We start from the raw sequence: 20,556 nt of genomic DNA, 5'->3' as shown, positions 1-20,556 counted from the left end.
TATCATCATATTTGTTTTGCTCTTTTTCCTTAGTATTAAAAAGAAAAAAGATATTTTATGAAATACGCTACGGAAATAGCAAGAATACTACTTGATATCAAGGCTATTACTCTAAATCTGAAAGAACCTTATCACTATTCTTCTGGACTATTATCTCCTATCTACTGTGATAATCGCCTCATCATTTCTTACCCAGAAAAACGTAAGGTAGTTATTGATTCTTTATTGTACTTAATCGAAGAAAAAAACCTACAATTCGATGTTATAGCAGGAACTATGACAGCAGGAATTCCTTATGCAGCTTGGATTTCAGATCGACTAAACTTACCAATGGTATATATAAGGGACAAAGCAAAAACTTATGGAAAAAAAAATCAGATTGAAGGTAAATTAAAGTCAGAACAAAAGGTACTAGTGGTCGAAGATCTAATTAGTTTTGGAGAAAGCACCATCTCTGCTAGTTATGCACTTCGCCAATTTGCCATTGTCAAGGATTGTATTGCTATTTTTTCTTACCAATTGTCTAAAGCGCAGAAAAACTTTGCAAAAGCTAATCTCAATTATTACGTCCTTTCTAATTTTAAGACACTGATTAAAGTTGCGGTTTCTGAAGGCTACATCACTGAAAAAGAAAGACAAAAAGCGTTAGTTTGGAATAAAGACCCAGAAAATTGGAACTCTTAAAAAGGCAGCGTTAAGGTGTTATCCACTTTAAGCAATTGTGTTCTAAAAACATCTTGAATGCGTTTTAATTCGGATTCTGTATCTGCCTCAAAACGTAAAATTAAATACGGCGAGGTATTAGAAGGTCTGATCAATCCCCAACCGTGATTAAATTCTACTCTTAACCCATCTAAAGTAATCAATTTTATCTCACTAAAATCTGCTTGTTGCACTAATTTTTTCATAAAAATCGGTTTCTCTTCCTCATTCATAGGTAGTTTTAATTCAGGTGTATTTACACTATTAGGTAAACTCGAAAATACTTCACTCGTTGATTTTTTTTGTTGCGAAATAATACGCAATAGCCTTGCACCTACATAAATTCCATCATCAAAACCAAACCATTCATCTTTGAAAAAGATATGTCCACTCATTTCACCTGCTAAAGGTGCATTTATTTCGAATAACTTAGCTTTTAAAACTGAATGTCCTGTTCGCCACATAACTGGGTTTCCACCATATTTTTTAATAATTTTGGGTAATTGGCGAGAACATTTAACATCAAAAATAATATCTGAACCAGGTAATCGAGATAGTAAGTCCATTGAAAAAAGCATCATTTGTCGGTCAGGCCAAATAATTTCACCATTATTCGTTACGATTCCTAAACGATCAGCATCACCATCAAAAGCTAAACCTATATCTGCTGAGGTCCTTTTTACTGTATCGATTAAATCAATTAAATTTTCTGGGATCGTAGGATCCGGGTGATGGTTAGGAAATCGACCATCCACTTCGCAAAAGAGTTCAACTACCTCACAACCTAATTTCCGATATAAATCAGGAGCAATTTTTCCAGCTACTCCATTACCGCAATCAACTACTATTTTTAAACGGCGCTCTAATTGGATTCTTTTTAAAATAAAATCTTCATAATCCTGAATAATATTGATATTAACCTGCTTACCTCTACCTTTTGAAAAACGGCATTCTTGAATCTTAATACGTAGAGCAGAAATTCCCTGTGTCGTTAACGTTTTCCCATCTAATACAATCTTAAAACCATTATGATGTCCTGGGTTATGACTAGCAGTAACCATTACACCTGAATTTGTTTCTAACCAATTAGTAGCAAAATATACAAGGGGTGTAGGTACGATTCCGATATTTAGAACAGTAAGACCAACTCCACAAAGTCCACGCACCAAAGCTGCCGTTAACTCAGGACCTGATAATCGTCCATCACGGCCTACAACAATAGCTTTTTGTCCTTGCTCTCGCACTTTACTACCGATAGCTAAACCAATAGCATAAGCAAGATTGGCACTAAGACCTCCTACACTCACTGGACCTCGAATATCATACGCACGAAAAACATCTGCTGGGATGGACCCAAACAGATTAACTTCCGAATTAATGTTGACCGGAGCTTCCAAACCCACTTACACCTCGTTTACTGTTCTCAAACTCCTCAACTATTTTAAATTGCGCTTTTAAAATAGGAATAATGACTAATTGCGCAATGCGTTCTCCCGGTCGGATGGTGTAAGCAAATGTACCACGATTCCAGCAAGATACCATTAGTGGCCCTTGATAATCAGAATCAATTAAACCAACAAGATTACCTAACACAATTCCATGTTTGTGTCCTAATCCTGAACGGGGCAATATAGTGGCTGCAACATTGGGGTTACGAAGATGAATTGCTAATCCAGTGCTGATCAGGCAAGTTTCACCTGGATGAATTTCAAACGGTTCATTAATACAAGCTCGTAAATCAAGACCTGCTGAACCTGTTGTTGCATAGGTCGGTAATGATACTTGCTCTCCCAAACGTTTATCCAAAATTTTTAGTTGAATCAAATATGACATGACTTCTTTGTAAAAAGATAAAATGTACCGTTTATTTCTAAACTAGACAAGTCGTTCTAACTTTCTATCTCAATATTGTGTCTTCTTTTTCTCTAAATACACTCTATATCTATGTCAATTGTTAAATGATCTACCGCATGAAATAGACAGGAGAACAAGCTCCTTCAGTGAGGTGTTGAAATCATATCATCCTAAATAATGCTAAATTAATTAGTGTAATCATCTAAAAGAAGAGTATTCGTAGTTACATACCATCAAATTAGCATGAATAGCTCGTTCTTGTTACGAAAATGACCAATAGTAATTTTAAGCACCTTTCTGACCTAAAAAAGCATAAGGAAATTCTATAGTTACTATTTATTTCTGTTTGTACTGGTTTAAAATTTAATATAGAATTGATATTGTTGTTGATATTTCGGAGAACACTTTCATGACAAGAGTATGCCAAGTAACCAGTAAGCGACCTCAAACCGGAAATCATGTTTCCCATGCAAATAATAAAACAAGACGTCGTTTTTTACCTAATTTAAAAAAACATCGATTCTGGTCGCTAGAAAAAAAACGTTTTATAACTTTGAAGGTGTCTATGCACGGCATACGAATTATTGATAAGTTAGGTATTAAAACAGTTCTTAAAAAAATCCGTGAACGTGAAAAAATAAGTACATAAGGATTGTTCTATGGCTACTAGTCCTCGTGAAAAAATAATGCTTCGGTCCACTGGCAAAACTAAAGCTAGCAAACCAACTGGTACCTGTTATACAACTACAAAAAATAAAAGAAATACCGAAGGAAAATTAGGAATCAAAAAATTTGATCCCCGAGCTTGGAATTATGAAACGGGAAAATATGGTGTGCATGTGCTTTTCAAAGAAGAGAAAATACCAAAATGACTTTTATTCAATCCTTAGTTAAAAGTTATTACACTTCAACACATCTATTGTTTCTGTGCTTGTAATTTCTGGTACTTTTCCATTAGGACTTCTTGAGATTCCGTTATTCCCACAGGAATACAGTCGACAGGACACACTTGGCGACATTGAGGTTCATTGAAATGCCCGACACACTCGGTACATCGATTAGGATCAATTTCATAAATTAATTTACCTATAGAGATAGCATCATTTGGGCATTCAGGCTCGCAGACATCACAATTAATACACTCTTCTGTAATCTTCAATGCCATTATTTTCACTATCTATATCTTCTTTTTTTTTGCTAGCCATTGAGCAACAAGTGGAGGTACAAAGGGAGATATATCACCACCTAATTCAACAATTTCCCTTACCAAGGTTCCAGAAATATAACTATAACTTTCTCTAGCAGGTAAAAAAACGGTTTCGATTTCTGGTGATAAACACTGGCTTATGTGTGCCAACTGAAACTCGTAATTGAAGTCAGAAACAGCGCGAAGACCACGCAGTATGGTCTTCACATTACGTCGCTTTGCAAAATCAACCAACAACCCTTCAAGAGAGACTACCTCTATATTAACTGCATCGGTAAACACTTCTTTAATTAAATAAATTCGTTCATTTAAAGACAAATAAGGAGCTTTACGACTAGTCGGAGCGCAAGCTACAATAATTTTCTCAAACAAGAACAAAGCACGCTCAACAATGTCGATATGGCCCTTGGTTAAGGGATCAAATGTACCTGGATAAACGACTATTGGTTTCATTAAACCTGATTTATTTTTGGATGATACATCTTTTCTTTCTTTTCATAACATAACTTACAGAATAGCCATTGCAACCTCAATACGTATTACATATCTATACATTTTTTTGAAGAAGTTTTCAAACCTTCTTAAGTGTTCTCAGGCATTTTTAATTAACATTGAGAGTATTATTTGAAGTCTTCTATAAAATTCATAGAAATACGATCTATTAATTTCTTAATTCCTTTTTTAGGACATAGTGCCTTTAAAGCTAAGACAGAGTCGCCTGTCGGTAAAATCAAGTTAGGTGCAATTTCAAATAGGGGATAAAGAACAAATTCTCGAACTTTAAGGTGAGGATGTGGAATGGAAAGTGTCTCGGTTTGAATCACACTCTTACCATACAGCAAAATATCAAGATCTAGAGTTCGAGCTCTCCATCGTGTTCCGGAACGCTCACGCCCTTGATTTTCTTCCAAAGCCTGAAGCGCTTTTAAAAGCGCTTCAGGGGATAGTCTTGTTTCTAGAGTCACAACAGCATTTATATAATTCGGTTGATCCTGAGGACCTACAGGTCGACTTTGATAAAAACTAGAGTGATTTAAAATCATTGTTTTTGGTAATATCGCCAAATTAACGATTGCCGTTTTTACTTGTTTGATTGGAGAATTGAGATTGGAACCTATACCAATATAGACTACTACCATTTTTCATCCTTTTAATTTATCAATCAACTGATCACGCTGTTTAGTATTACCATCTCGAAAAATACGCCACCAACAGACAATTTCAGTTAAAGGCTCACCCGCACGTTCTCGCAATTCTAAAAAATCAAACGCTGCCCGAAAAAAACGCTGTTTGGAAATCCGATAAATACGATTACTGCGTCGTCGTTCTAAATGATATTGTAGTAACCAAACAGAACGTATCATCGTCGTCAAACGACGTGGAATGGCTAATGTTTGTATCTGTAAATAAAGAGTATGATTCACTCCGTAATAGAGTGAATGGAACAATCGTTTGTGCTTTTTAAAATGCTGCTCCATTAATTCTTGAACCACAGGCCATAAAAAAATAGCAAGCAGAAATCCTGGGTTTAGTGTTTGATTTTTATAATAACGTTCATCTGTCGCTTTTAAGGCAAGTTCAATCAAATTTCGGTAATATATATTCTGATTTTTTTCTATAAAAGTAATTACTTCTGGAAATAATGCTTTCATATAATTGGTGCGCATTAATAATTGATAAGACCGATGTGCATAGCCTTTGAAAAAAATTTTTAATAGTTCTGTGAACAAACGAGCTCCAGGTACATGGTGCAGTAGGTTATGTAATCGGAGAAGGGGTTTTTCTGTATCTGGATGAATTTTAAAATTAAGCTTTGCTGCTAATCGCACAGCTCTCAACAATCGCACAGGATCCTCATGATATCGTTGAGTAGGATCACCTATCATGCGAATTAAACCTTTTCGTAAATCTTTCATCCCATCTGCAAAGTCTACTACCGAAAAATTGGTGATGTTGTAATAGAGTGCATTTACTGTAAAGTCCCGCCGCCAAGCGTCTTCTTCTATGGTTCCATAAGTATTATCATTCGCCAACATAAACAGTTTTACTGCTTCGCTTTCTTTCATTTTATCTAATGATACTTCCTTTAAATATTCTTCTGCATTAGCACGAAAAGTGGATACCTCAATAATTTCATTAGAAAAAAAAACATGTATTAAACGAAATCGTCTTCCAACAAGACGACTGTTTCTGAAGAGTTTCTGAATTTCAAGAGGACGGGCATTGGTGACAATATCAAAATCTTTAGGATGAAGTCCTAATAACATATCTCTTACACCTCCGCCAACTAAAAAAGCCTCATAGCCAGCTTTACTTAACCGATAAAGTACTTTCAGAGCATTAGGACTAATATCATCATGTGAAATAGAATGATTCCTATGTTTAATGATGTACGGCCGATCTTTTTTTTTCATTACGAAATAAACGCCCAATACCTCTCCAATGGTTGATTTAAATATGAATCCCTGCCATTGATTACATTCTCTATTAGAGCCTATAATAGGGGAATTCATTTTATGTTACCCAGCTCCCTTCGTCTAGGGGCTTCAGGACGCCGCCCTCTCATGGCGGTAACACGGGTTCGAATCCCGTAGGGAGCAGTAGGTCTAATCAATGAGGGCATATTTTTGTAGGATTTTTAAATCTCTGTAAATTTTTGAGTAAGCTACGCTAGTTGCCTGCTATTTCTTATTTTAAACAATAACAAACTTTTTTATACTATTGATACTAATTTTATTGGAAACGAACTTAGATATTTTAAATAATGTGTTTTAGAATTTAAAAAAGTAAAGTGACACAAATAAGTGTGCTTAATATTAAAAGAACCATAGAAGAATTAAATTTAAACGTGTTGTTCAATTTAAACTTAGGATATTACTTTTACTCCCCAGCAGATTTCTCAACTCTTGTGAGATTTAATTAGTAAAAGGGTGTAATTTCACATCACCACCAACAATCTTCTTAGATTTATGGAAAAGTCTAGAAATTTACTGCGGCTGTAAATTTTCTTTTCTCCCTATCACTGAATAGATCTAATTTCTTAAAAATTAGATCTATTCAGTGATAGAAATCAAAAGAATTATTCATTTGTTTTTAATACAAATTTCAAATATCAACACTGCAAATTATAGCCTTTACACCTTATTTTTTATTATATTGCTACCAAAGGTAGCAATAACCTTCAATGTATGATTACATTTGTAGACCTTACTTTTATTAATAAGGATTCAAGAAGAAACTGAAGTTAGTGGCTTAAATAACTAATTAATTATTCACTGGTTATTTCGCGATATTGTAGTAGAATTAGCTATCTATCGAGGTATTGGTTTTATTTTAGATTATTCACCTGCTATTTGAATAAACATCAAATTTCTTTAGTCATACTTTATTTACCACTCACTTTAAGAATTTTGGAAGAGAATTACATTAATAAAGAATGGTGTAGATATTGCGTAATTCCGAACAAAAACATTTGTACAGCGACAGTTATTAATATCATTCCCATCAGCCGTTCGATTGCTATTACCCATTGATTTCCAAAAACTTTTATTAAAAAAGGTATAAACAACATGATTATAGTAAAAATTGTAGAGGCAATAAGTACACCTAAAAACACCAACCAAAGATGATGAGGAGCTTGAGTTACAAACAGCAATACCATCGCCATTGCGGACGGTCCAGCTGTCAATGGCACAGCGAGAGGAACAATTAAAGGCTCTTCAAAGCTTTCTTTAGATATTTTTTGTTCCGATGGAAAAATCATTCGAAGAGCAATAATAAAAAGAATAATACTCCCAGCTATGACTAGGGAGGGAGTAGTAATATGTAATCCATGCAAGATATAACGTCCGAGGAAAACAAACAATACTAAAATGAGAAAAGCAATTATGGATTCGCGTAGGATAATTCGTATTTGAGTTCGCGTATCATAGTTTCTTAAAATAGCTAAAAATAAAGGAATATTTCCCAGTGGGTCCATTACTAAGATTAATGTTATTGAAATCGTATAAAGAGTCATTTAAATTGTCTTCAACACCAAGCCCATTTTGATTTAGAAGTCTATCATTCCAAATAAGAGAAATTACAAGCGGATAATTACCCAGTTTCAAGAGACAGATGGTGATTTGCATAAGTAACATTCTCTCTTCTCTTTATTAACGTAATCACCTAATAAGAATTATCTGATTAAGACAAAATCTTTCAATTTACTTCCTTGTTCATAGAATACGCTTACATGTTTCTCCAAAATATTGTCATTCTTAATCCTCTATTCTTCGAATATAAAGAAATTAAAAAGGAAATTAAAGTGGCGAATGAGTCCAAGCGACAGCGTGCATTGTGAGATGATTATTGAAAATATAAGAAGACTATTTTTACTGAGTACTTGTTATTATTACTGATAAAATGATAAGATAAAAACTTGTGCGCATTTCTCATCAATCACTTTAAACACAATCGTCAGCTTTTAAGTGATGAGCCATTGTTATCCCCATTCACTATTTCATTAATTTCGTTTCATAATTGCTCCCGCTAACCTACATGAGAAACTGATCACAACTATCAAAAGGATTTTATCGACACAGAGACTGTATTTTCATTATTCACGTAGTTTGATGACTATATTATCAGTCGAATGATGACCATAGCCTCTGTATTTACTGCACTTCTAGTTACTGCTAGTTTACGCCCATACTAATATTTATCCAAAAACTGGAAAAACAGCTTCTCCAACACGGTCAGTGACTCTTTCTTAACTAGGATTTTTAAGATGCCACTAGGCAGAATTATTGAACTTAGCAACAGTTATGTCAAAATGACAGTCAGCATTATATAGCGTAAGCTATAAGCTGGCAGGCTGTCCCTTTCCCTATCATGATTGAAGATATAACATCGTATTCTGTAAAGTCAAGTGCGCAGTCTTTAAATAGAACTGCAAAAATAATAAGTTTTAGTAAATGATTTTTTCTCTACGAATCTGCATTATTTATCGAAAAGAATCAATAGTTTTTACCAGTATATAAGTAAGCATACATTTAAACTTACGATTGTAAGCCTATTTTCACTAACAAGTACTTTCAAGTAAACGCATCGTCTTTGATTGAATAATAAAATTATTGAATCTAAATTTCCTTTCTGTGACACTAGTTGTTCAACCCAATCCGTTTTTATAATTTTTCTAGTTGCTGTTTCGAGTTTGCGATAAAATTGTTCTCTATCATTTTTTACGATAAATAATTTAGTAAAAATTACCTAATACAGGTAAAGGTGTTAATAATCCACATCCTCGTAGATCAGATGTTATTTAAAGTATCAACACCGATTAAATTTGAGCGTTTAAACAAATTGTCAAAAAAATCAATTTTCTCAATCAGATATGAAGAGTTTAGGGTTTTGATATAAAATGTGCTCCCATAAAGGGGATATAAGAAACACCTATATCCCATCATGTCGTAATTTTCGAGAAAGAATTGGAGCCACATCAAAAAATGCATGCGACTTTTATACTGTCATTTTTTAAACGTTATAAACGACATAACTGTCTGAAAGAAAATACATGTCAACTTTAAAAAATACCTTCACCCGAGCAGATTGCCGCAAAGACCATCTCCTCACAACGCTAAAATATAATCCGCCTGACGAATAACCTAGCGTTCTGCTGTTCTTCCGTAAATAACTTCTGGGTTAGAAAAATTTGTACAAGTGTGCATTTAATCTCGCTGTGTTGCACTCTGTGGGGATCTGAATTAACCCCTACATACTATCTAAGATATTTGAATTCTTCAGATTCATTTTTCAGAATTTAACACACCGATTGTGTAAAGTCATAAAACCAATGAGAATATTCACACTCAGATTTTAAAGACTGGAATTGTGTTTTTCTTAGATAGATAATATTCTAGTTAGCGAATAAGGATTTTCTATAATACAGGGCCAGGAAAAATGCTTTATGTAATAAGCTCTCTTCATGGTAGTTGAAAAAAGAAACAAGAAAAGGATCATCTGAAAGAGCATCAGTAAAACTATCTTTTTGTTGTAGTTTATTTTCTCAAGATCAAAATATTGCTTAATATCTTTTGTCACAAGTGGAAACGCATCTAAATAAGAATTATTAAAAAGCCCAGTATGCTATCCTCAAATGTAACTATATCAGGTTAAGCATATAAGTGATGAAGAATGTGTTCCTCAACTTGGGGAAGTAATAGGAAGTAGCCACTCAAAAGCTATCTGAAAAAATATATAGCGATTTTGAACAATTCTACAAAGCATTATTGTACATCAGGACTAACTTTAATATTGTCAATTATTATTTTAATCGTGTGCCTTTTATACAAGCTTAAATAGTTCAATTAATTGATTTTTAATTTATAAATTAAAGCGTTTAAGTTTTAATCTTTCTCTTAATTACTGAATAGTTGCAGATTTAGCTTAGCTAATTGAGATTCATAGATTAGCTTATCAAGCTTATTTAGGATATAATGAGATTTCTGTTATAATTTACCTTTAGAAAATAATATGTGTGCGAAAAAACGAATTGCTATCACTTCCCTCGCCGTCATCATGGCCTTTCGGATGTTTGGGTTGTTTATGCTGCTTCCTGTGCTTGCTCTCTATACCAACCAAATACCTTTTGCGACACCAACCCTCATTGGGATAGCTCTTGGTATTTACGGTCTCTTACAAGCTTGTTTTCAAATTCCTTTCGGGATGATCTCCGATCGTATTGGCCGAAAGCCGGTCATCACAGCAGGATTAGTATTACTAAGTGTTGGAAGTGTTCTTGCAATTTTTTCACATTCTATTTACGGCATTATTATTGGACGAGCTTTTCAAGGTACAGGGGCAGTTGGGAGTACTATTCTTGCCATGATCACCGATTTGACTCGCGATGAAGAACGAAGTAAAGCCATGGTATTGGTTGGGATGGTAATTGGTTTTTCGTTTTCTATCGCTCTTATTATCGGACCAGTTATTAATGCATGGTTTCACCTCGAAGGCATTTTCTGGGTGACAGTAATTTTTGCAATATTAGGAATTATTCTTCTTCATACTGTCGTACCTACTTCCCCTCAAGCACTACTACCTCTCTATCCTAGAGAAGAATCCGAATCAAGAAGATACTTTAGAAATGTAATTTGCAGTAGCGCGCTTTTACGATTAGATTTTGGAATCTTTTCTCTGCACTGTATTTTAACAGCAATGTTTATTAACATTCCTATTATTCTAAGTCGAGTAATTAATCTCACCGAGCATGAGCAAATACTTTTTTATCTAATCATATTATTACTCGCTTTTATAACAGCAATACCTCTTATTATTTTTTCTGAAAAGAAATGCCAACTTAAGTTAAGTTTTGTCAGCGCTATCGCTTTCTTAATAGTTTGTCAATTTTTATTTATGGTTTTTTGTCACTCGATTATTGAAATTAGTGCTATCTTATTTTTTTTCTTCACTATTTTTACATTACTAGAAGCAATGCTTCCCTCATTAATCTCAAAAATTGCACCGATTTGTCAAAAAGGAATGGCTCTCGGAATTTATTCTTCCTCTCAATTTTTTGGTATTTTTTTTGGTGGTGTTGTGGGAGGATGGATTTTTAATCACTTTCAGGCAGTAGGAGTGTTCATTTTTTGTGCAATTATTGCATTTTTATGGCTAATGCTAGCCATAAAAATGCAGAATCCTTCTTATCTTGCTACCGTTACCCTAAAATTAGACGAATATTTGAAACAAAGTATTGCCTCTTTGAAAAAAAATCTCCATGACATTCCTGGTGTTTCTGAAATAGCAGTTTTGGCTCAGGAAAATTTAATTTATCTTAAAATTAATAAAAAAATAATTACCGAGGACGAATTGCGAAAACGGATTAGACAAAGTAATCTGGACGCAAGTGGAGACCATTGAAAATCAATATAACACTTGTTGAGACTTGAGAACTTAGGAGATTTTTATAATGGCTAGAGGTGTAAATAAAGTTATTTTAATTGGAAATTTAGGCCAAGACCCCGAAGTACGTTATACACCAAATGGAAACGCTATCGCGAATGTAACGTTGGCTACGAGTACAACCTGGCGTGATAGACAAACAGGTGAATTACAAGAGCGAACGGAATGGCATCGTATTGCATTCTTTAACCGTTTAGCTGAAATTGTAGGAGAGTATTTGCGTAAGGGGTCAAAAGTGTATATTGAAGGAAGTTTACGAACGCGTAAATGGCAAGATAAGAATGGTGCTGATCGTTACACCACAGAAATTATCGCAAGTGAAATGCACATGCTTGATAGCCGAAGTAGCAGTAGTAGCCATGAAAATCAAGAAGGCAGCTCTTCTTATAAACAAGTGAATCCGATAGGAAATCAAACAGCTATACCTAACGAAGATAGTCCCTGCTCTGAACTTGAAGATGATATTCCCTTCTAAAATACAATTTTTCTGATAACTTCATTCCAAGATGGTAATACAGATTCAGATTATGCCAATAAATATTTTTTTTGAACTGAATACCGAAAAAATATATAAATACATCAGAGCCCTATTTTTAATAGAGCCTTAGTATGGATTAAATCTTATAAAAGCAAGATATAGGTCTCTAACTACGTTCTTCATCTTTAATAGAAAGAATAGAAACATTGATACCTATATCCTGTTTATAATTGACATCACTTAAACCAAAACCAAATAGTTTGTAGAAATCTCTACGATAACCAGTAATATCAGATATTTGGTTAGCGTTCTCGCTATTGATGGATTTCCATAATTTTTTTACTTCAGCCTGAACATCATCGCGCATTTCTAAATTATCAATTCGGATACGACCTTTTTCATCCATGGGAAAATCACGATTACAATATAAGTGATCGTTAAATAACCGCCACATCTGCTCAATACAACCTTCATGCAGATTTTTTTCCTTCATGACTTTATAAAGCAATGAGATGTAAAGGGGAACAATAGGTATAGCAACGCTGGCTTGTGTTACTAATGCTTTATTCACAGAAACAATAGCTTGTCCTTTTAATTCCGATTTTAAAAGAGAGTCTAATTTTTTGGCTGTTTCTTCTAAATGCAATTTTGCTCTTCCAATGGTGCCATTACGGTAAATCGCGTGGGTTAGTTCAGAGCCAATATATGTAAAGGCAACTGTTTCAGTTTTTTTTGTCAAACAATTATTGTCCAACAAAGAAGTTATCCATAAAGCCCAATCATCGCCGCCCATAACTGCTTTTGTGTTCTGAATTTCTTTTTCAGTTGCAGAATTAATTGTCACCTCACTTACTTCACCTGTCATAATATTTACCGTCTTATTTCGATAAGATTGGCCAATAGGCTTTAATACGGAATTAAAAATTTTTCCAGTTTTAGGGTGAATACGACGCGGAGCAGCGATACTATAAATGACTAAATCAACTCCGCCTTGCCAATCTTGTTTAATTAATTCAATAGTTTTTTGTTTTATTTCATCTGAAAATGCATCACCATTAATGCTTTTAGCATACAACCCTGACTTGTAGGCAGCTTTTTCAAAGGCTGCTGTATTATACCATCCTGGAGAAGCGGTTCGTTTTTCACTAGCTGGCTTTTCAAAAAAAACACCTATCGTTTTAGCCCTTGCACCAAAAGCAGCTACAATGCGACTTGAAAGACCAAAACCAGTAGAGGCACCAATAATCAAAACTTTTTTAGGACCATAAGAAAGATGCGTCTGTTTTTTGACATAATCAATCCATTCTGTTACATGTTTTTCGCATCCATCCGGATGAGCCGTCGTACAAATAAAACCATGAATTTTTGGTACGACAATCATGAAGTTTCTCCTTTCATTTATTCAAAGATAATCTATGAAAAAAAGAAGCTAATATTTCAAAGAATCAGAAAGAGAAAATCATAGCTTCTTGAGTTAAACTGCTTCTTTCGCGCTGTCTTTTTGATCAACTAATTCAACAATTGCCATAGGTGCATTATCTCCGGCACGGAAACCGCATTTTAATACGCGACAATAACCACCGGATCGTTCTCTACATCGTGGTGCAATTTCCTTAAAAAGCTTCATTACAGCTTCATCGTTACGTAGACGATTGAAGGCCAGGCGACGATTAGCTACACTGTCTTCTTTTGCTAAAGTAATCAATGGTTCAACTATCCGTCGCAATTCTTTTGCTTTTGGTAGAGTAGTTTTGATTAGCTCATATTTAAGTAATGATACAGACATATTTTGTAGCATCGCTTTTCGATGTGCACTAGGACGATTGAAATGTCTGCCACTTTTACGATGATACATCGTCTACTTCTCCGAAAAATTTTCAGGAGACCATCCTTCAATATGCATACCAAGACTTAATCCTTTTTGTAAAAGTACGCTTTTAATTTCTAATAAAGACTTTCTACCCAAATTTGGCGTCTTTAACAAATCGTTTTCAGAACGCTGCACTAAATCACCAATATAATAAATACTTTCTGCTTTCAAGCAATTAGCAGCTCGCGCAGTCAATTCTAAATCGTCTACAGAGCGGAGCAATAAGGGATCTATTTTATCCTCTTTTCTACTAGAGGATCGGTATTCCTCATGCTTTAAATCAACAAAAGTAGCTAATTGGTATTGTAAAATGGTTGCTGCGAATCGAATAGCACCTTCAGGATTGAGCGTACCATTAGTTTCAAGATCGATGATTAATTTATCTAAATCAATGCGCTTTTCTACTCGTGTATTTTCTACAGAATAAGAAACACGTCGTACCGGACTATAGGAAGCATCTATCAATAATACACCTAACGACCGACTTTCTTCTTTCTCTGCACGTATACTAGCAGGTTCATAACCTCGACCCATTTCTGCCTTTAACGTCATGTTAATTTCACCATCCTTAGTAAGATGTGCAATGACATGATCAGAGTTGATGATCTTAACACCATGATCTGTTTGTAAATCTCCTGCTATGACTATACCTGGACCTTTTTTATTTAGGGTTAAAGTAGCTTTACTACGTCCCTCTAACTTAACAGCAACTCCTTTTAGATTTAATATAATACCCACCACATCTTCGCGTACACCCTCAATAGAGGTGTATTCATGCAAAACACCTTTTATTTGCGCTTCGACAATAGCGGCTCCAGGCATAGAAGATAATAAAATTCTTCTCAGAGCATTTCCTAAGGTGTGTCCAAACCCACGCTCTAACGGCTCTAACACAATACGAAAGCGATGAGGTGACACAGAATGAACCTGAACGTTTTTCGGTGTTAAAAATGATTTAAGAAGATCTTGCATATTTAATTTCCCTTACTTCGAATAGAGTTCAACAACGAGGTTAATTTTAAATTCAGCAGGTAATTCTGCTACGTCTGGTTGATTCTTGAGTGTACCTAGCATTTTTTTTGTGTCCACTTCAATCCAAGAAACCGATTCGCGTTGTTGTGCTAGTTCTAATGCGCCTCTGATTCGGAATTGCCCCCTTGCTTGTCTATGAACTTTAATCAGATCCCCAGGTTTTACTTGATAAGAAGGAATATTAACTACTTTCTCGTTAACGAGGATCGCTTTATGACTTACAAGCTGCCTCGCTTCTGCTCTGGTAGCTGAAAATCCTATTCGATAAACCACATTATCCAATCGTCCTTCTAATAAGCTTAATAAATTTTCTCCAGTTGATCCTTTTAGTCTATCAGCTTTCCGATAATAATTACGAAATTGCTTTTCTAAAATGTCGTAATAACGTTTAACCATCTGTTTCATCCGCAATTGGACACCATAGTCCGTGGTTCGACCACGACGTTGCCAGTGCATACCAGAAACACGTTCAATATTGCACTTCGAATCAATGGTCCGAATACCACTTTTTAGTTGCAAATCAGTTTTTTCACGTCGTGATAATCGACATTTTGGGCCTAAATACCTTGCCATTGCTTAATCATCTCCTAAACTCGTCGTTTCTTACGTGGCCGACAGCCATTATGTGGCAATGCTGTGCGATCTTCTAGACTAATAATTTTTAAACCTGCGGCACGCAATCCACGAATAGCAGAATCACGTCCTGCACCTGGACCTTTAACACATACGGAAACAGCTTCCATACCAAAATCTTGAATGGCTCTTTCGCCCACTCCCTCAGCAGCTAATTGCGCACCATAGGGAGTGCCTTTACGAGAACCCTTAAACCCAGATCCACCAACTGACCGAAAACACAATACATTCCCATGAGGATCAGAAATACATATTTTTGTGTTATTAAATGTTGCATTGATGTGGGCAATACCCTCAGTAACCTTTCGAAAACGTTTTTTTGACATGAAACAACCTTTTTCTTTTTATCAAGTTCGTATAGACTTGCGTTTACCCTTGCGTGTACGAGCGTTAGTGCAGGTTCGTTGACCACGGACTGGAAGCCCGCGGCGGTGACGGATACCTTGATAAGTAGCTAAATCCATCTTCCGTTTGATATCTGTAGAACGTTCACGTCTTAAGTCCCCTTCTACTGTGAACTTGCTAACTTCATTTCGTAAAGCATCAAGCTCAACCTCTGACAAGTTCTGCATTTTAGAAGTAGGAGCAATTTTTGCTGCTTTGCAAATTTTTATTGCACGAGAATTACCTATACCGTAAATTGCTTGAAGCGCTACTCGTACGTGTTTTTGCATTGGAATATTAACGCCTGTGATGCGAGCTACCATTTGTATTTACTCCGACTTATCAATAATTCACCAAAAATTTACTGAAAACTACAACTATAATCCCCATCCCTCGATAAATCAAGGGATCATAGAAACAGTGCTAGCATGCCCTCTCACTAGAGATCTATCTAGCACTCCTAGCGATTTCCAACTTGTCACTTCACCATTTTTATTCTGATTGAATGGAACTACTAATATGTATCCTTACTTTCTACTTTTTTGTCTTTGCTTATGCCGAGCGTTACTGCAAATTACTCGTACAACACCTTCCCGTCTAACTATTTTACAATTTTGACAAATTCGTTTTACAGATGCTCTTACTTTCATCCCATTATCCTTCCTCATTACCGAATAAGCCCAAATTTTGAGCCTTTCATACTTGATTTTTTCATTAAAGATTCATATTGATAACTCATTAAATGAGCTTGCACTTGCGTCATGAAATCCATAACAACCACCACTACAATCAACAAAGAAGTGCCTCCAAAATAAAAAGGAACATTCCATGTTAAAATCAAAAATTGAGGTAGCAAAGCTACTAAAGTAAGATAAATAGAACCCACTAAAATTAATCTGGCCATTACCTTGTTAATATAATTCGCTGTTTGCTCGCCTGGGCGAATACCAGGAATAAATGCCCCAGATTTTTTTAAATTTTCAGCTGTTTCTTTAGGATTAAAAACTAAAGTTGTATAGAAAAAACTAAAAAAGATTACCGATATAGAAAAAACCACAATATAAGCCGGCTGACCATTTGAAAGCACTAAAGAAACATTATTCAGCCATTCTAATCCTCGAATCGAAGCCATAAATTTAGCTGCGGCTCCTGAAAATAAAATAATACTTTGAGCGAAAATTACTGGGATCACCCCAGCCATATTAATTTTTAATGGAAGATGACTGCTTTGAGCCACATATAACTTTCTTCCTTGCTGCCGTTTAGCATAACTAATAGTAATTCGACGTTGAGCTCGTTCAAATAAGACAACCACCAAAGTAATTGCAATTACTACTGTCATCAAAAGTAATAAAGTCAACACAGACATTTGGCCTTGATGTACTTGTGTAAATACTTGGCTGATTGCTGTAGGGAACCTTGAAGTAATACTAGCAAAAATAATTAAAGAAGTTCCATTACCAATACCTCGTTCCGTCATTTGTTCACCTAACCACATTAGAAAAATAGTACCTGTTACGAGCGTAATAACAGCTGTAAAATAGAAACTAAAATTTGGTCTAATTAAGGTAAGTACAGTGCCGCTGTTAGCAAGCCACTTGGCCATAAAAATTGATTGTGGTAAGGACAATATAACAGTTCCATACCGCGTATACTGATTGATCTTTCGACGACCTGCTTCCCCTTCTTTTCGAAGAGCCTGCATTTTAGAAGAAATTTGGCTGTACATTTGAATAATGATAGAAGAGGAAATATACGGTATTACCCCTAACGCAAAAATCGTCATCCGACTTAAAGCACCACCGGAGAACATATTAAACATTCCTAGAAAGCCTAATTCATGTTGGTGAAAAAGCGCTTCTAGACGAGCAGGATCGAGACCAGGGACAGGTATATAAGTTCCTAATCGGTATATCATAATGCCGATTAGGACGAACAATAAACGCCGTTTTAATTCACTAAGTCCACTACCTTGTAACAAGGGTGCACCGAACTTGGTTTTAGCCATTAAACCTTACCGCCTACTGCTTCTACAGCGGACTTGACGCTTTTAGTTACTTGCAGACCTAAAATTGTCACAGGTTTTTCTAATTTGCCTGAAGCAAATATTTTAACATACTTAATATGACAACCAATAATGTTAGCTGCTTTCAGAGTATCGATATTAACTACATCACCATCAGAAATCTTATTTAATTCGTGTAAGCGCACTTCTGCAGAAAATAACTTCTTTCTTGATGTGAAGCCAAATTTTGGGACCCGACGTTTTAGAGGCATTTGTCCACCTTCGAAGCCAACTTTATGATAGCCGCCTGAGCGAGAATGCTGTCCCTTATGTCCGCGGCCACAAGTTTTTCCTTTTCCACTGCCAATCCCACGACCTACTCGCGTTTTATTTTTTTTTGCCTTTTGATTAGGTTGTAGAACATTCAGCCTCATTTCAAACTTCCTCAATCTTTAGCAAATAAAAGACCTTATTAATCATCCCTCGATTAGCGGGTGTATCAATAACTTCAACCGTCTGATTAATTCGTCGTAATCCCAAGCCTTCTATAGACTCACGATGTCCGGGTTTGCGTCCATATTTACTTCCTATTAAGGTTACACGAACTTTTTTTAATTGTTTCATTAATTTTATCCCAAAATTTCTTTAATAGATTTTCCACGTTTTGCAGCCACAGAATCAGGTGTTTCCATGTTTTTAAGTGCTTTGAAGGTAGCTCGAACTACATTGATTGGATTAGAAGAGCCGATACACTTCGCTAAAATATTTTGAATACCCATAACTTCAAACACTGCTCGCATCGCATTTCCAGCAATCACTCCAGTTCCCTTTGAAGCAGGCAATATCAATACAGTTGAAGATGCATGAGTGGCTTTCACTGGATGACTTAATGTGTTTTTCCCATCTAAAGGCACAGAAATCATATTACGGCGCGCGTCTTCCGTAGCCTTTTTTATGGCAGCCGGGACTTCACGCGCTTTTCCTAAACCAAAACCTACCTTACCTTCACCATCTCCCGCAACGACCAATGCGGAAAAACCAAACACGCGTCCACCCTTTACAACTTTCGCTGTACGTCGAACATAAACCAGTTTATCCTGGTTACCATCGGTTTTCGTATCAGTACCCAATTCACGCATAAATGTACCTTATTAAAATTCAATTCCACCTTTACGTGCTGCTTCCGCTAATGCTTGTACACGTCCGTGGTATTTATAACCACTTCGATCAAAAGCTACTTTTATAACTCCTGATTTTTTCGCACGTTCCGCAATAAGCTCACCCACTACCTCAGCTGCCGAAATATTGCCCCCATGCCTTAATTGACTTCTTACCTCTTTTTCCAAAGTTGATGCGGTAGCTAATATTTTTGCATCAGAAGAAATTAGCTGAACATAAATATGATTGAGCGAGCGGTGAACACATAATCGTGTCATACCTAATGCCTTAATTTTTGATCGCGTTCGACGTACACGTCTAAGTTGTTTTTTTCGTTTATCCATCATTTCTTTTTAGCCTCTTTACGAACTACATTTTCATCATCATAACGAATACCTTTACCTTTATAAGGCTCAGGTGGCCGGGTTGCACGAATATTTGCTGCCACTTGGCAAACTAATTGCCGATCAGCACCCTTGACAATGATCTCAGTTGTACTAGGAGTTTCTACAGTAATACCCTCTGGAATTTCAATTTCCACTGGATGTGAAAATCCGATTGTTAAATTTAACGTTTTTCCTTGAGCCTTCGCACGATAACCAACTCCTACTATTACTAATTTTCGTTGAAATCCTTCATGAACACCACGCACCATGTTTTGAGTTACAGCATGAGTTGTTCCTACTAACGCATTTGACTCCGGCAAATCATTTTCTGACATTATTTGGAGTTTATTACCCTCTTGTGTAACTTTAACGACGTCATGCATTATTTGAGTAAGTTCACCGAATTTACCTTTCACCGTTACGAATCGACCATGGACTTTAACATCAACACCAGATGGGATCTTAATTGGATTTTTTACCACACGACTTATCATAATGTTTTCTTTCCTAGCTAACGTAGCAGATGATTTCCCCACCTTCACCATAATGTCGTGCCTGCCGACCAGACATTACACCCTTTGAAGTCGAAACAATGACAACACCTAAGCCATTATTTATTTTAGGTAGTTTATTCTTACCTTTGTATACACGCAAAGAAGGACCGCTAACACGTTTTAGAGTTGAAATAACAGGCCTTGCTTCATGATATTTCAAGATAATTACTAATTGATTTTTGGTTATGTTGTTTTCTTCACGATAATCAATAATATAACCTTCCTTCTTTAACACTTTTGTAATGCTTAATTTTAATTTTGATGAAGGTATAACAACTTCTTTTTTTGCCACTGCTTGCGCATTGCGAATACGCGTTAACATATCGGATATAGGATCTTGCATCATAAA

General features: G+C 35.6%; 26 protein-coding genes and 1 tRNA gene. 6 read left to right on the top strand and 21 right to left on the bottom strand.

Features of this window, described 5'->3' with window-relative positions:
• Window positions 1–57 precede the first annotated feature (57 nt).
• Window positions 58–684, top strand: a complete 627-nt coding sequence (gene pyrE, locus ONG85_RS02050; protein ID WP_264435282.1) for an orotate phosphoribosyltransferase — start codon at window positions 58–60, stop codon at window positions 682–684.
• On the opposite strand, the gene ONG85_RS02045 is transcribed toward pyrE, so the two are convergent.
• Both ONG85_RS02045 and dut read right to left on the bottom strand, forming a co-directional pair.
• Window positions 681–2,081, bottom strand: coding sequence for a phosphomannomutase/phosphoglucomutase (locus tag ONG85_RS02045; protein WP_406566721.1), 1,401 nt, complete (start codon window positions 2,079–2,081; stop codon window positions 681–683). The genes pyrE and ONG85_RS02045 overlap by 4 nt on opposite strands.
• On the bottom strand, window positions 2,077–2,535 hold the full coding sequence (gene dut / locus ONG85_RS02040) for a dUTP diphosphatase (RefSeq protein ID WP_264435281.1): 459 nt from the start codon (window positions 2,533–2,535) through the stop codon (window positions 2,077–2,079). Before dut ends, ONG85_RS02045 begins: the two co-directional genes overlap by 5 nt.
• 430 nt (window positions 2,536–2,965) lie before the next feature.
• Between dut and rpmB the strand changes: the two genes are divergently transcribed.
• Window positions 2,966–3,205 (top strand): 50S ribosomal protein L28, encoded by a 240-nt coding sequence (rpmB, locus tag ONG85_RS02035; RefSeq protein ID WP_264435280.1) that lies wholly within the window; start codon window positions 2,966–2,968, stop codon window positions 3,203–3,205.
• 10 nt (window positions 3,206–3,215) lie between these two features.
• Window positions 3,216–3,428: a 50S ribosomal protein L33 gene (gene rpmG, locus ONG85_RS02030; RefSeq protein WP_264435279.1), complete on the top strand. Its 213-nt coding sequence runs from the start codon at window positions 3,216–3,218 to the stop codon at window positions 3,426–3,428.
• Window positions 3,429–3,472: 44 nt separating this feature from the next.
• Here rpmG and ONG85_RS02025 read toward each other — a convergent pair whose 3' ends face one another.
• The 4 genes from ONG85_RS02025 to pcnB all read right to left on the bottom strand — a co-directional run bounded on the left by ONG85_RS02025 (window position 3,473) and on the right by pcnB (window position 6,276).
• Window positions 3,473–3,721 (bottom strand): YfhL family 4Fe-4S dicluster ferredoxin, encoded by a 249-nt coding sequence (locus ONG85_RS02025; protein ID WP_264435278.1) that lies wholly within the window; start codon window positions 3,719–3,721, stop codon window positions 3,473–3,475.
• A 12-nt stretch (window positions 3,722–3,733) separates the two neighbouring features.
• Window positions 3,734–4,216 (bottom strand): pantetheine-phosphate adenylyltransferase, encoded by a 483-nt coding sequence (gene coaD, locus ONG85_RS02020; RefSeq protein WP_264435277.1) that lies wholly within the window; start codon window positions 4,214–4,216, stop codon window positions 3,734–3,736.
• A gap of 167 nt (window positions 4,217–4,383) precedes the next feature.
• A complete protein-coding gene (folK, locus tag ONG85_RS02015) occupies window positions 4,384–4,902 on the bottom strand; it encodes a 2-amino-4-hydroxy-6-hydroxymethyldihydropteridine diphosphokinase (protein WP_264435275.1) in 519 nt (172 codons plus the stop codon).
• Window positions 4,903–4,905: 3 nt separating this feature from the next.
• Window positions 4,906–6,276: a polynucleotide adenylyltransferase PcnB gene (gene pcnB / locus ONG85_RS02010; RefSeq protein ID WP_406566702.1), complete on the bottom strand. Its 1,371-nt coding sequence runs from the start codon at window positions 6,274–6,276 to the stop codon at window positions 4,906–4,908.
• A 13-nt stretch (window positions 6,277–6,289) separates the two neighbouring features.
• Here pcnB and ONG85_RS02005 point away from each other — a divergent pair.
• Window positions 6,290–6,363: transfer RNA gene (locus ONG85_RS02005), tRNA-Glu, on the top strand.
• Window positions 6,364–7,184: 821 nt separating this feature from the next.
• Here ONG85_RS02005 and ONG85_RS02000 read toward each other — a convergent pair.
• Window positions 7,185–7,781 carry a MarC family protein gene (locus tag ONG85_RS02000; protein ID WP_264435273.1) on the bottom strand — a complete coding sequence of 199 codons (597 nt, stop codon included), beginning with the start codon at window positions 7,779–7,781 and terminating at the stop codon, window positions 7,185–7,187.
• Between the two features lie 2,495 nt (window positions 7,782–10,276).
• On the opposite strand from ONG85_RS02000, the gene ONG85_RS01995 reads away from it, so the two are divergent.
• Together ONG85_RS01995 and ssb are read left to right on the top strand one after the other, a co-directional pair.
• Window positions 10,277–11,665, top strand: coding sequence for an MFS transporter (locus ONG85_RS01995; protein ID WP_264435270.1), 1,389 nt, complete (start codon window positions 10,277–10,279; stop codon window positions 11,663–11,665).
• A 49-nt stretch (window positions 11,666–11,714) separates the two neighbouring features.
• A complete protein-coding gene (ssb, locus tag ONG85_RS01990) occupies window positions 11,715–12,182 on the top strand; it encodes a single-stranded DNA-binding protein (RefSeq protein WP_264435268.1) in 468 nt (155 codons plus the stop codon).
• 169 nt (window positions 12,183–12,351) lie between these two features.
• Here the strand turns inward: ssb and fabV are convergent, their stop codons facing one another.
• From fabV to rpsH, 14 genes are all read right to left on the bottom strand, one after another.
• A complete protein-coding gene (gene fabV, locus ONG85_RS01985; protein WP_264435266.1) occupies window positions 12,352–13,566 on the bottom strand; it encodes an enoyl-ACP reductase FabV in 1,215 nt (404 codons plus the stop codon).
• A 93-nt stretch (window positions 13,567–13,659) separates the two neighbouring features.
• A complete protein-coding gene (rplQ, locus tag ONG85_RS01980) occupies window positions 13,660–14,040 on the bottom strand; it encodes a 50S ribosomal protein L17 (RefSeq protein ID WP_264435264.1) in 381 nt (126 codons plus the stop codon).
• A gap of 3 nt (window positions 14,041–14,043) precedes the next feature.
• Window positions 14,044–15,027: a DNA-directed RNA polymerase subunit alpha gene (locus ONG85_RS01975; RefSeq protein ID WP_264435263.1), complete on the bottom strand. Its 984-nt coding sequence runs from the start codon at window positions 15,025–15,027 to the stop codon at window positions 14,044–14,046.
• 12 nt (window positions 15,028–15,039) lie between these two features.
• A complete protein-coding gene (rpsD, locus tag ONG85_RS01970) occupies window positions 15,040–15,660 on the bottom strand; it encodes a 30S ribosomal protein S4 (RefSeq protein ID WP_264435262.1) in 621 nt (206 codons plus the stop codon).
• 14 nt (window positions 15,661–15,674) lie between these two features.
• Entirely contained in the window at window positions 15,675–16,046 is a 372-nt protein-coding gene (gene rpsK / locus ONG85_RS01965; RefSeq protein ID WP_264435261.1) for a 30S ribosomal protein S11, read from the bottom strand.
• Between the two features lie 21 nt (window positions 16,047–16,067).
• A complete protein-coding gene (gene rpsM / locus ONG85_RS01960; protein WP_264435259.1) occupies window positions 16,068–16,427 on the bottom strand; it encodes a 30S ribosomal protein S13 in 360 nt (119 codons plus the stop codon).
• Between the two features lie 204 nt (window positions 16,428–16,631).
• The gene (gene rpmJ, locus ONG85_RS01955) at window positions 16,632–16,754 is read right to left on the bottom strand and encodes a 50S ribosomal protein L36 (RefSeq protein WP_264435258.1); all 123 of its coding nucleotides are present in this window, start codon (window positions 16,752–16,754) and stop codon (window positions 16,632–16,634) included.
• 17 nt (window positions 16,755–16,771) lie between these two features.
• Window positions 16,772–18,112 (bottom strand): preprotein translocase subunit SecY, encoded by a 1,341-nt coding sequence (gene secY, locus ONG85_RS01950; RefSeq protein WP_264435257.1) that lies wholly within the window; start codon window positions 18,110–18,112, stop codon window positions 16,772–16,774.
• Window positions 18,112–18,543 carry a 50S ribosomal protein L15 gene (gene rplO, locus ONG85_RS01945; protein ID WP_264435256.1) on the bottom strand — a complete coding sequence of 144 codons (432 nt, stop codon included), beginning with the start codon at window positions 18,541–18,543 and terminating at the stop codon, window positions 18,112–18,114. The genes secY and rplO overlap by 1 nt, the downstream gene beginning before the upstream one ends.
• A gap of 1 nt (window position 18,544) precedes the next feature.
• Window positions 18,545–18,733 (bottom strand): 50S ribosomal protein L30, encoded by a 189-nt coding sequence (gene rpmD / locus ONG85_RS01940; RefSeq protein WP_264435255.1) that lies wholly within the window; start codon window positions 18,731–18,733, stop codon window positions 18,545–18,547.
• A 5-nt stretch (window positions 18,734–18,738) separates the two neighbouring features.
• Window positions 18,739–19,248, bottom strand: a complete 510-nt coding sequence (rpsE, locus tag ONG85_RS01935) for a 30S ribosomal protein S5 (protein ID WP_264435254.1) — start codon at window positions 19,246–19,248, stop codon at window positions 18,739–18,741.
• A 12-nt stretch (window positions 19,249–19,260) separates the two neighbouring features.
• Window positions 19,261–19,611: a 50S ribosomal protein L18 gene (gene rplR, locus ONG85_RS01930; protein WP_264435876.1), complete on the bottom strand. Its 351-nt coding sequence runs from the start codon at window positions 19,609–19,611 to the stop codon at window positions 19,261–19,263.
• Window positions 19,611–20,147 carry a 50S ribosomal protein L6 gene (rplF, locus tag ONG85_RS01925; RefSeq protein ID WP_454706806.1) on the bottom strand — a complete coding sequence of 179 codons (537 nt, stop codon included), beginning with the start codon at window positions 20,145–20,147 and terminating at the stop codon, window positions 19,611–19,613. The genes rplR and rplF overlap by 1 nt, the downstream gene beginning before the upstream one ends.
• A 13-nt stretch (window positions 20,148–20,160) precedes the next feature.
• Complete coding sequence (gene rpsH, locus ONG85_RS01920; protein ID WP_264435253.1) at window positions 20,161–20,553, bottom strand: 30S ribosomal protein S8; 393 nt, start codon at window positions 20,551–20,553, stop codon at window positions 20,161–20,163.
• Window positions 20,554–20,556: the final 3 nt, after the last annotated feature.

Source organism: Coxiella endosymbiont of Dermacentor marginatus (genome assembly GCF_907164955.1).
Lineage (GTDB): Bacteria > Pseudomonadota > Gammaproteobacteria > Coxiellales > Coxiellaceae > Coxiella.
Note: the sequence above shows the minus strand (reverse complement) of the source record. Positions and strands in the feature narration are given on the sequence as shown.

What these genes read in the sequence shown, in the direction of transcription:
- coaD (WP_264435277.1), bottom strand. Translation starts at nt 4,216, where the DNA reads ATGAAACCAATAGTCGTTTATCCAGGTACATTTGATCCCTTAACCAAG.
- rpsM (WP_264435259.1), bottom strand. Translation starts at nt 16,427, where the DNA reads ATGGTAGCTCGCATCACAGGCGTTAATATTCCAATGCAAAAACACGTA.
- ONG85_RS02000 (WP_264435273.1), bottom strand. Translation starts at nt 7,781, where the DNA reads ATGACTCTTTATACGATTTCAATAACATTAATCTTAGTAATGGACCCA.
- rpsE (WP_264435254.1), bottom strand. Translation starts at nt 19,248, where the DNA reads ATGCGTGAATTGGGTACTGATACGAAAACCGATGGTAACCAGGATAAA.
- rpsK (WP_264435261.1), bottom strand. Translation starts at nt 16,046, where the DNA reads ATGTCAAAAAAACGTTTTCGAAAGGTTACTGAGGGTATTGCCCACATC.
- rplO (WP_264435256.1), bottom strand. Translation starts at nt 18,543, where the DNA reads ATGAGGCTGAATGTTCTACAACCTAATCAAAAGGCAAAAAAAAATAAA.
- secY (WP_264435257.1), bottom strand. Translation starts at nt 18,112, where the DNA reads ATGGCTAAAACCAAGTTCGGTGCACCCTTGTTACAAGGTAGTGGACTT.
- ONG85_RS01995 (WP_264435270.1), top strand. Translation starts at nt 10,277, where the DNA reads ATGTGTGCGAAAAAACGAATTGCTATCACTTCCCTCGCCGTCATCATG.
- rpmG (WP_264435279.1), top strand. Translation starts at nt 3,216, where the DNA reads ATGGCTACTAGTCCTCGTGAAAAAATAATGCTTCGGTCCACTGGCAAA.
- rplQ (WP_264435264.1), bottom strand. Translation starts at nt 14,040, where the DNA reads ATGTATCATCGTAAAAGTGGCAGACATTTCAATCGTCCTAGTGCACAT.
- rpsH (WP_264435253.1), bottom strand. Translation starts at nt 20,553, where the DNA reads ATGATGCAAGATCCTATATCCGATATGTTAACGCGTATTCGCAATGCG.
- fabV (WP_264435266.1), bottom strand. Translation starts at nt 13,566, where the DNA reads ATGATTGTCGTACCAAAAATTCATGGTTTTATTTGTACGACGGCTCAT.
- folK (WP_264435275.1), bottom strand. Translation starts at nt 4,902, where the DNA reads ATGGTAGTAGTCTATATTGGTATAGGTTCCAATCTCAATTCTCCAATC.
- ONG85_RS02025 (WP_264435278.1), bottom strand. Translation starts at nt 3,721, where the DNA reads ATGGCATTGAAGATTACAGAAGAGTGTATTAATTGTGATGTCTGCGAG.
- pcnB (WP_406566702.1), bottom strand. Translation starts at nt 6,276, where the DNA reads ATGAATTCCCCTATTATAGGCTCTAATAGAGAATGTAATCAATGGCAG.
- rplF (WP_454706806.1), bottom strand. Translation starts at nt 20,147, where the DNA reads ATGATAAGTCGTGTGGTAAAAAATCCAATTAAGATCCCATCTGGTGTT.
- ONG85_RS01975 (WP_264435263.1), bottom strand. Translation starts at nt 15,027, where the DNA reads ATGCAAGATCTTCTTAAATCATTTTTAACACCGAAAAACGTTCAGGTT.
- rplR (WP_264435876.1), bottom strand. Translation starts at nt 19,611, where the DNA reads ATGGATAAACGAAAAAAACAACTTAGACGTGTACGTCGAACGCGATCA.
- rpmJ (WP_264435258.1), bottom strand. Translation starts at nt 16,754, where the DNA reads ATGAAAGTAAGAGCATCTGTAAAACGAATTTGTCAAAATTGTAAAATA.
- rpmD (WP_264435255.1), bottom strand. Translation starts at nt 18,733, where the DNA reads ATGAAACAATTAAAAAAAGTTCGTGTAACCTTAATAGGAAGTAAATAT.
- rpmB (WP_264435280.1), top strand. Translation starts at nt 2,966, where the DNA reads ATGACAAGAGTATGCCAAGTAACCAGTAAGCGACCTCAAACCGGAAAT.
- dut (WP_264435281.1), bottom strand. Translation starts at nt 2,535, where the DNA reads ATGTCATATTTGATTCAACTAAAAATTTTGGATAAACGTTTGGGAGAG.
- pyrE (WP_264435282.1), top strand. Translation starts at nt 58, where the DNA reads ATGAAATACGCTACGGAAATAGCAAGAATACTACTTGATATCAAGGCT.
- ssb (WP_264435268.1), top strand. Translation starts at nt 11,715, where the DNA reads ATGGCTAGAGGTGTAAATAAAGTTATTTTAATTGGAAATTTAGGCCAA.
- rpsD (WP_264435262.1), bottom strand. Translation starts at nt 15,660, where the DNA reads ATGGCAAGGTATTTAGGCCCAAAATGTCGATTATCACGACGTGAAAAA.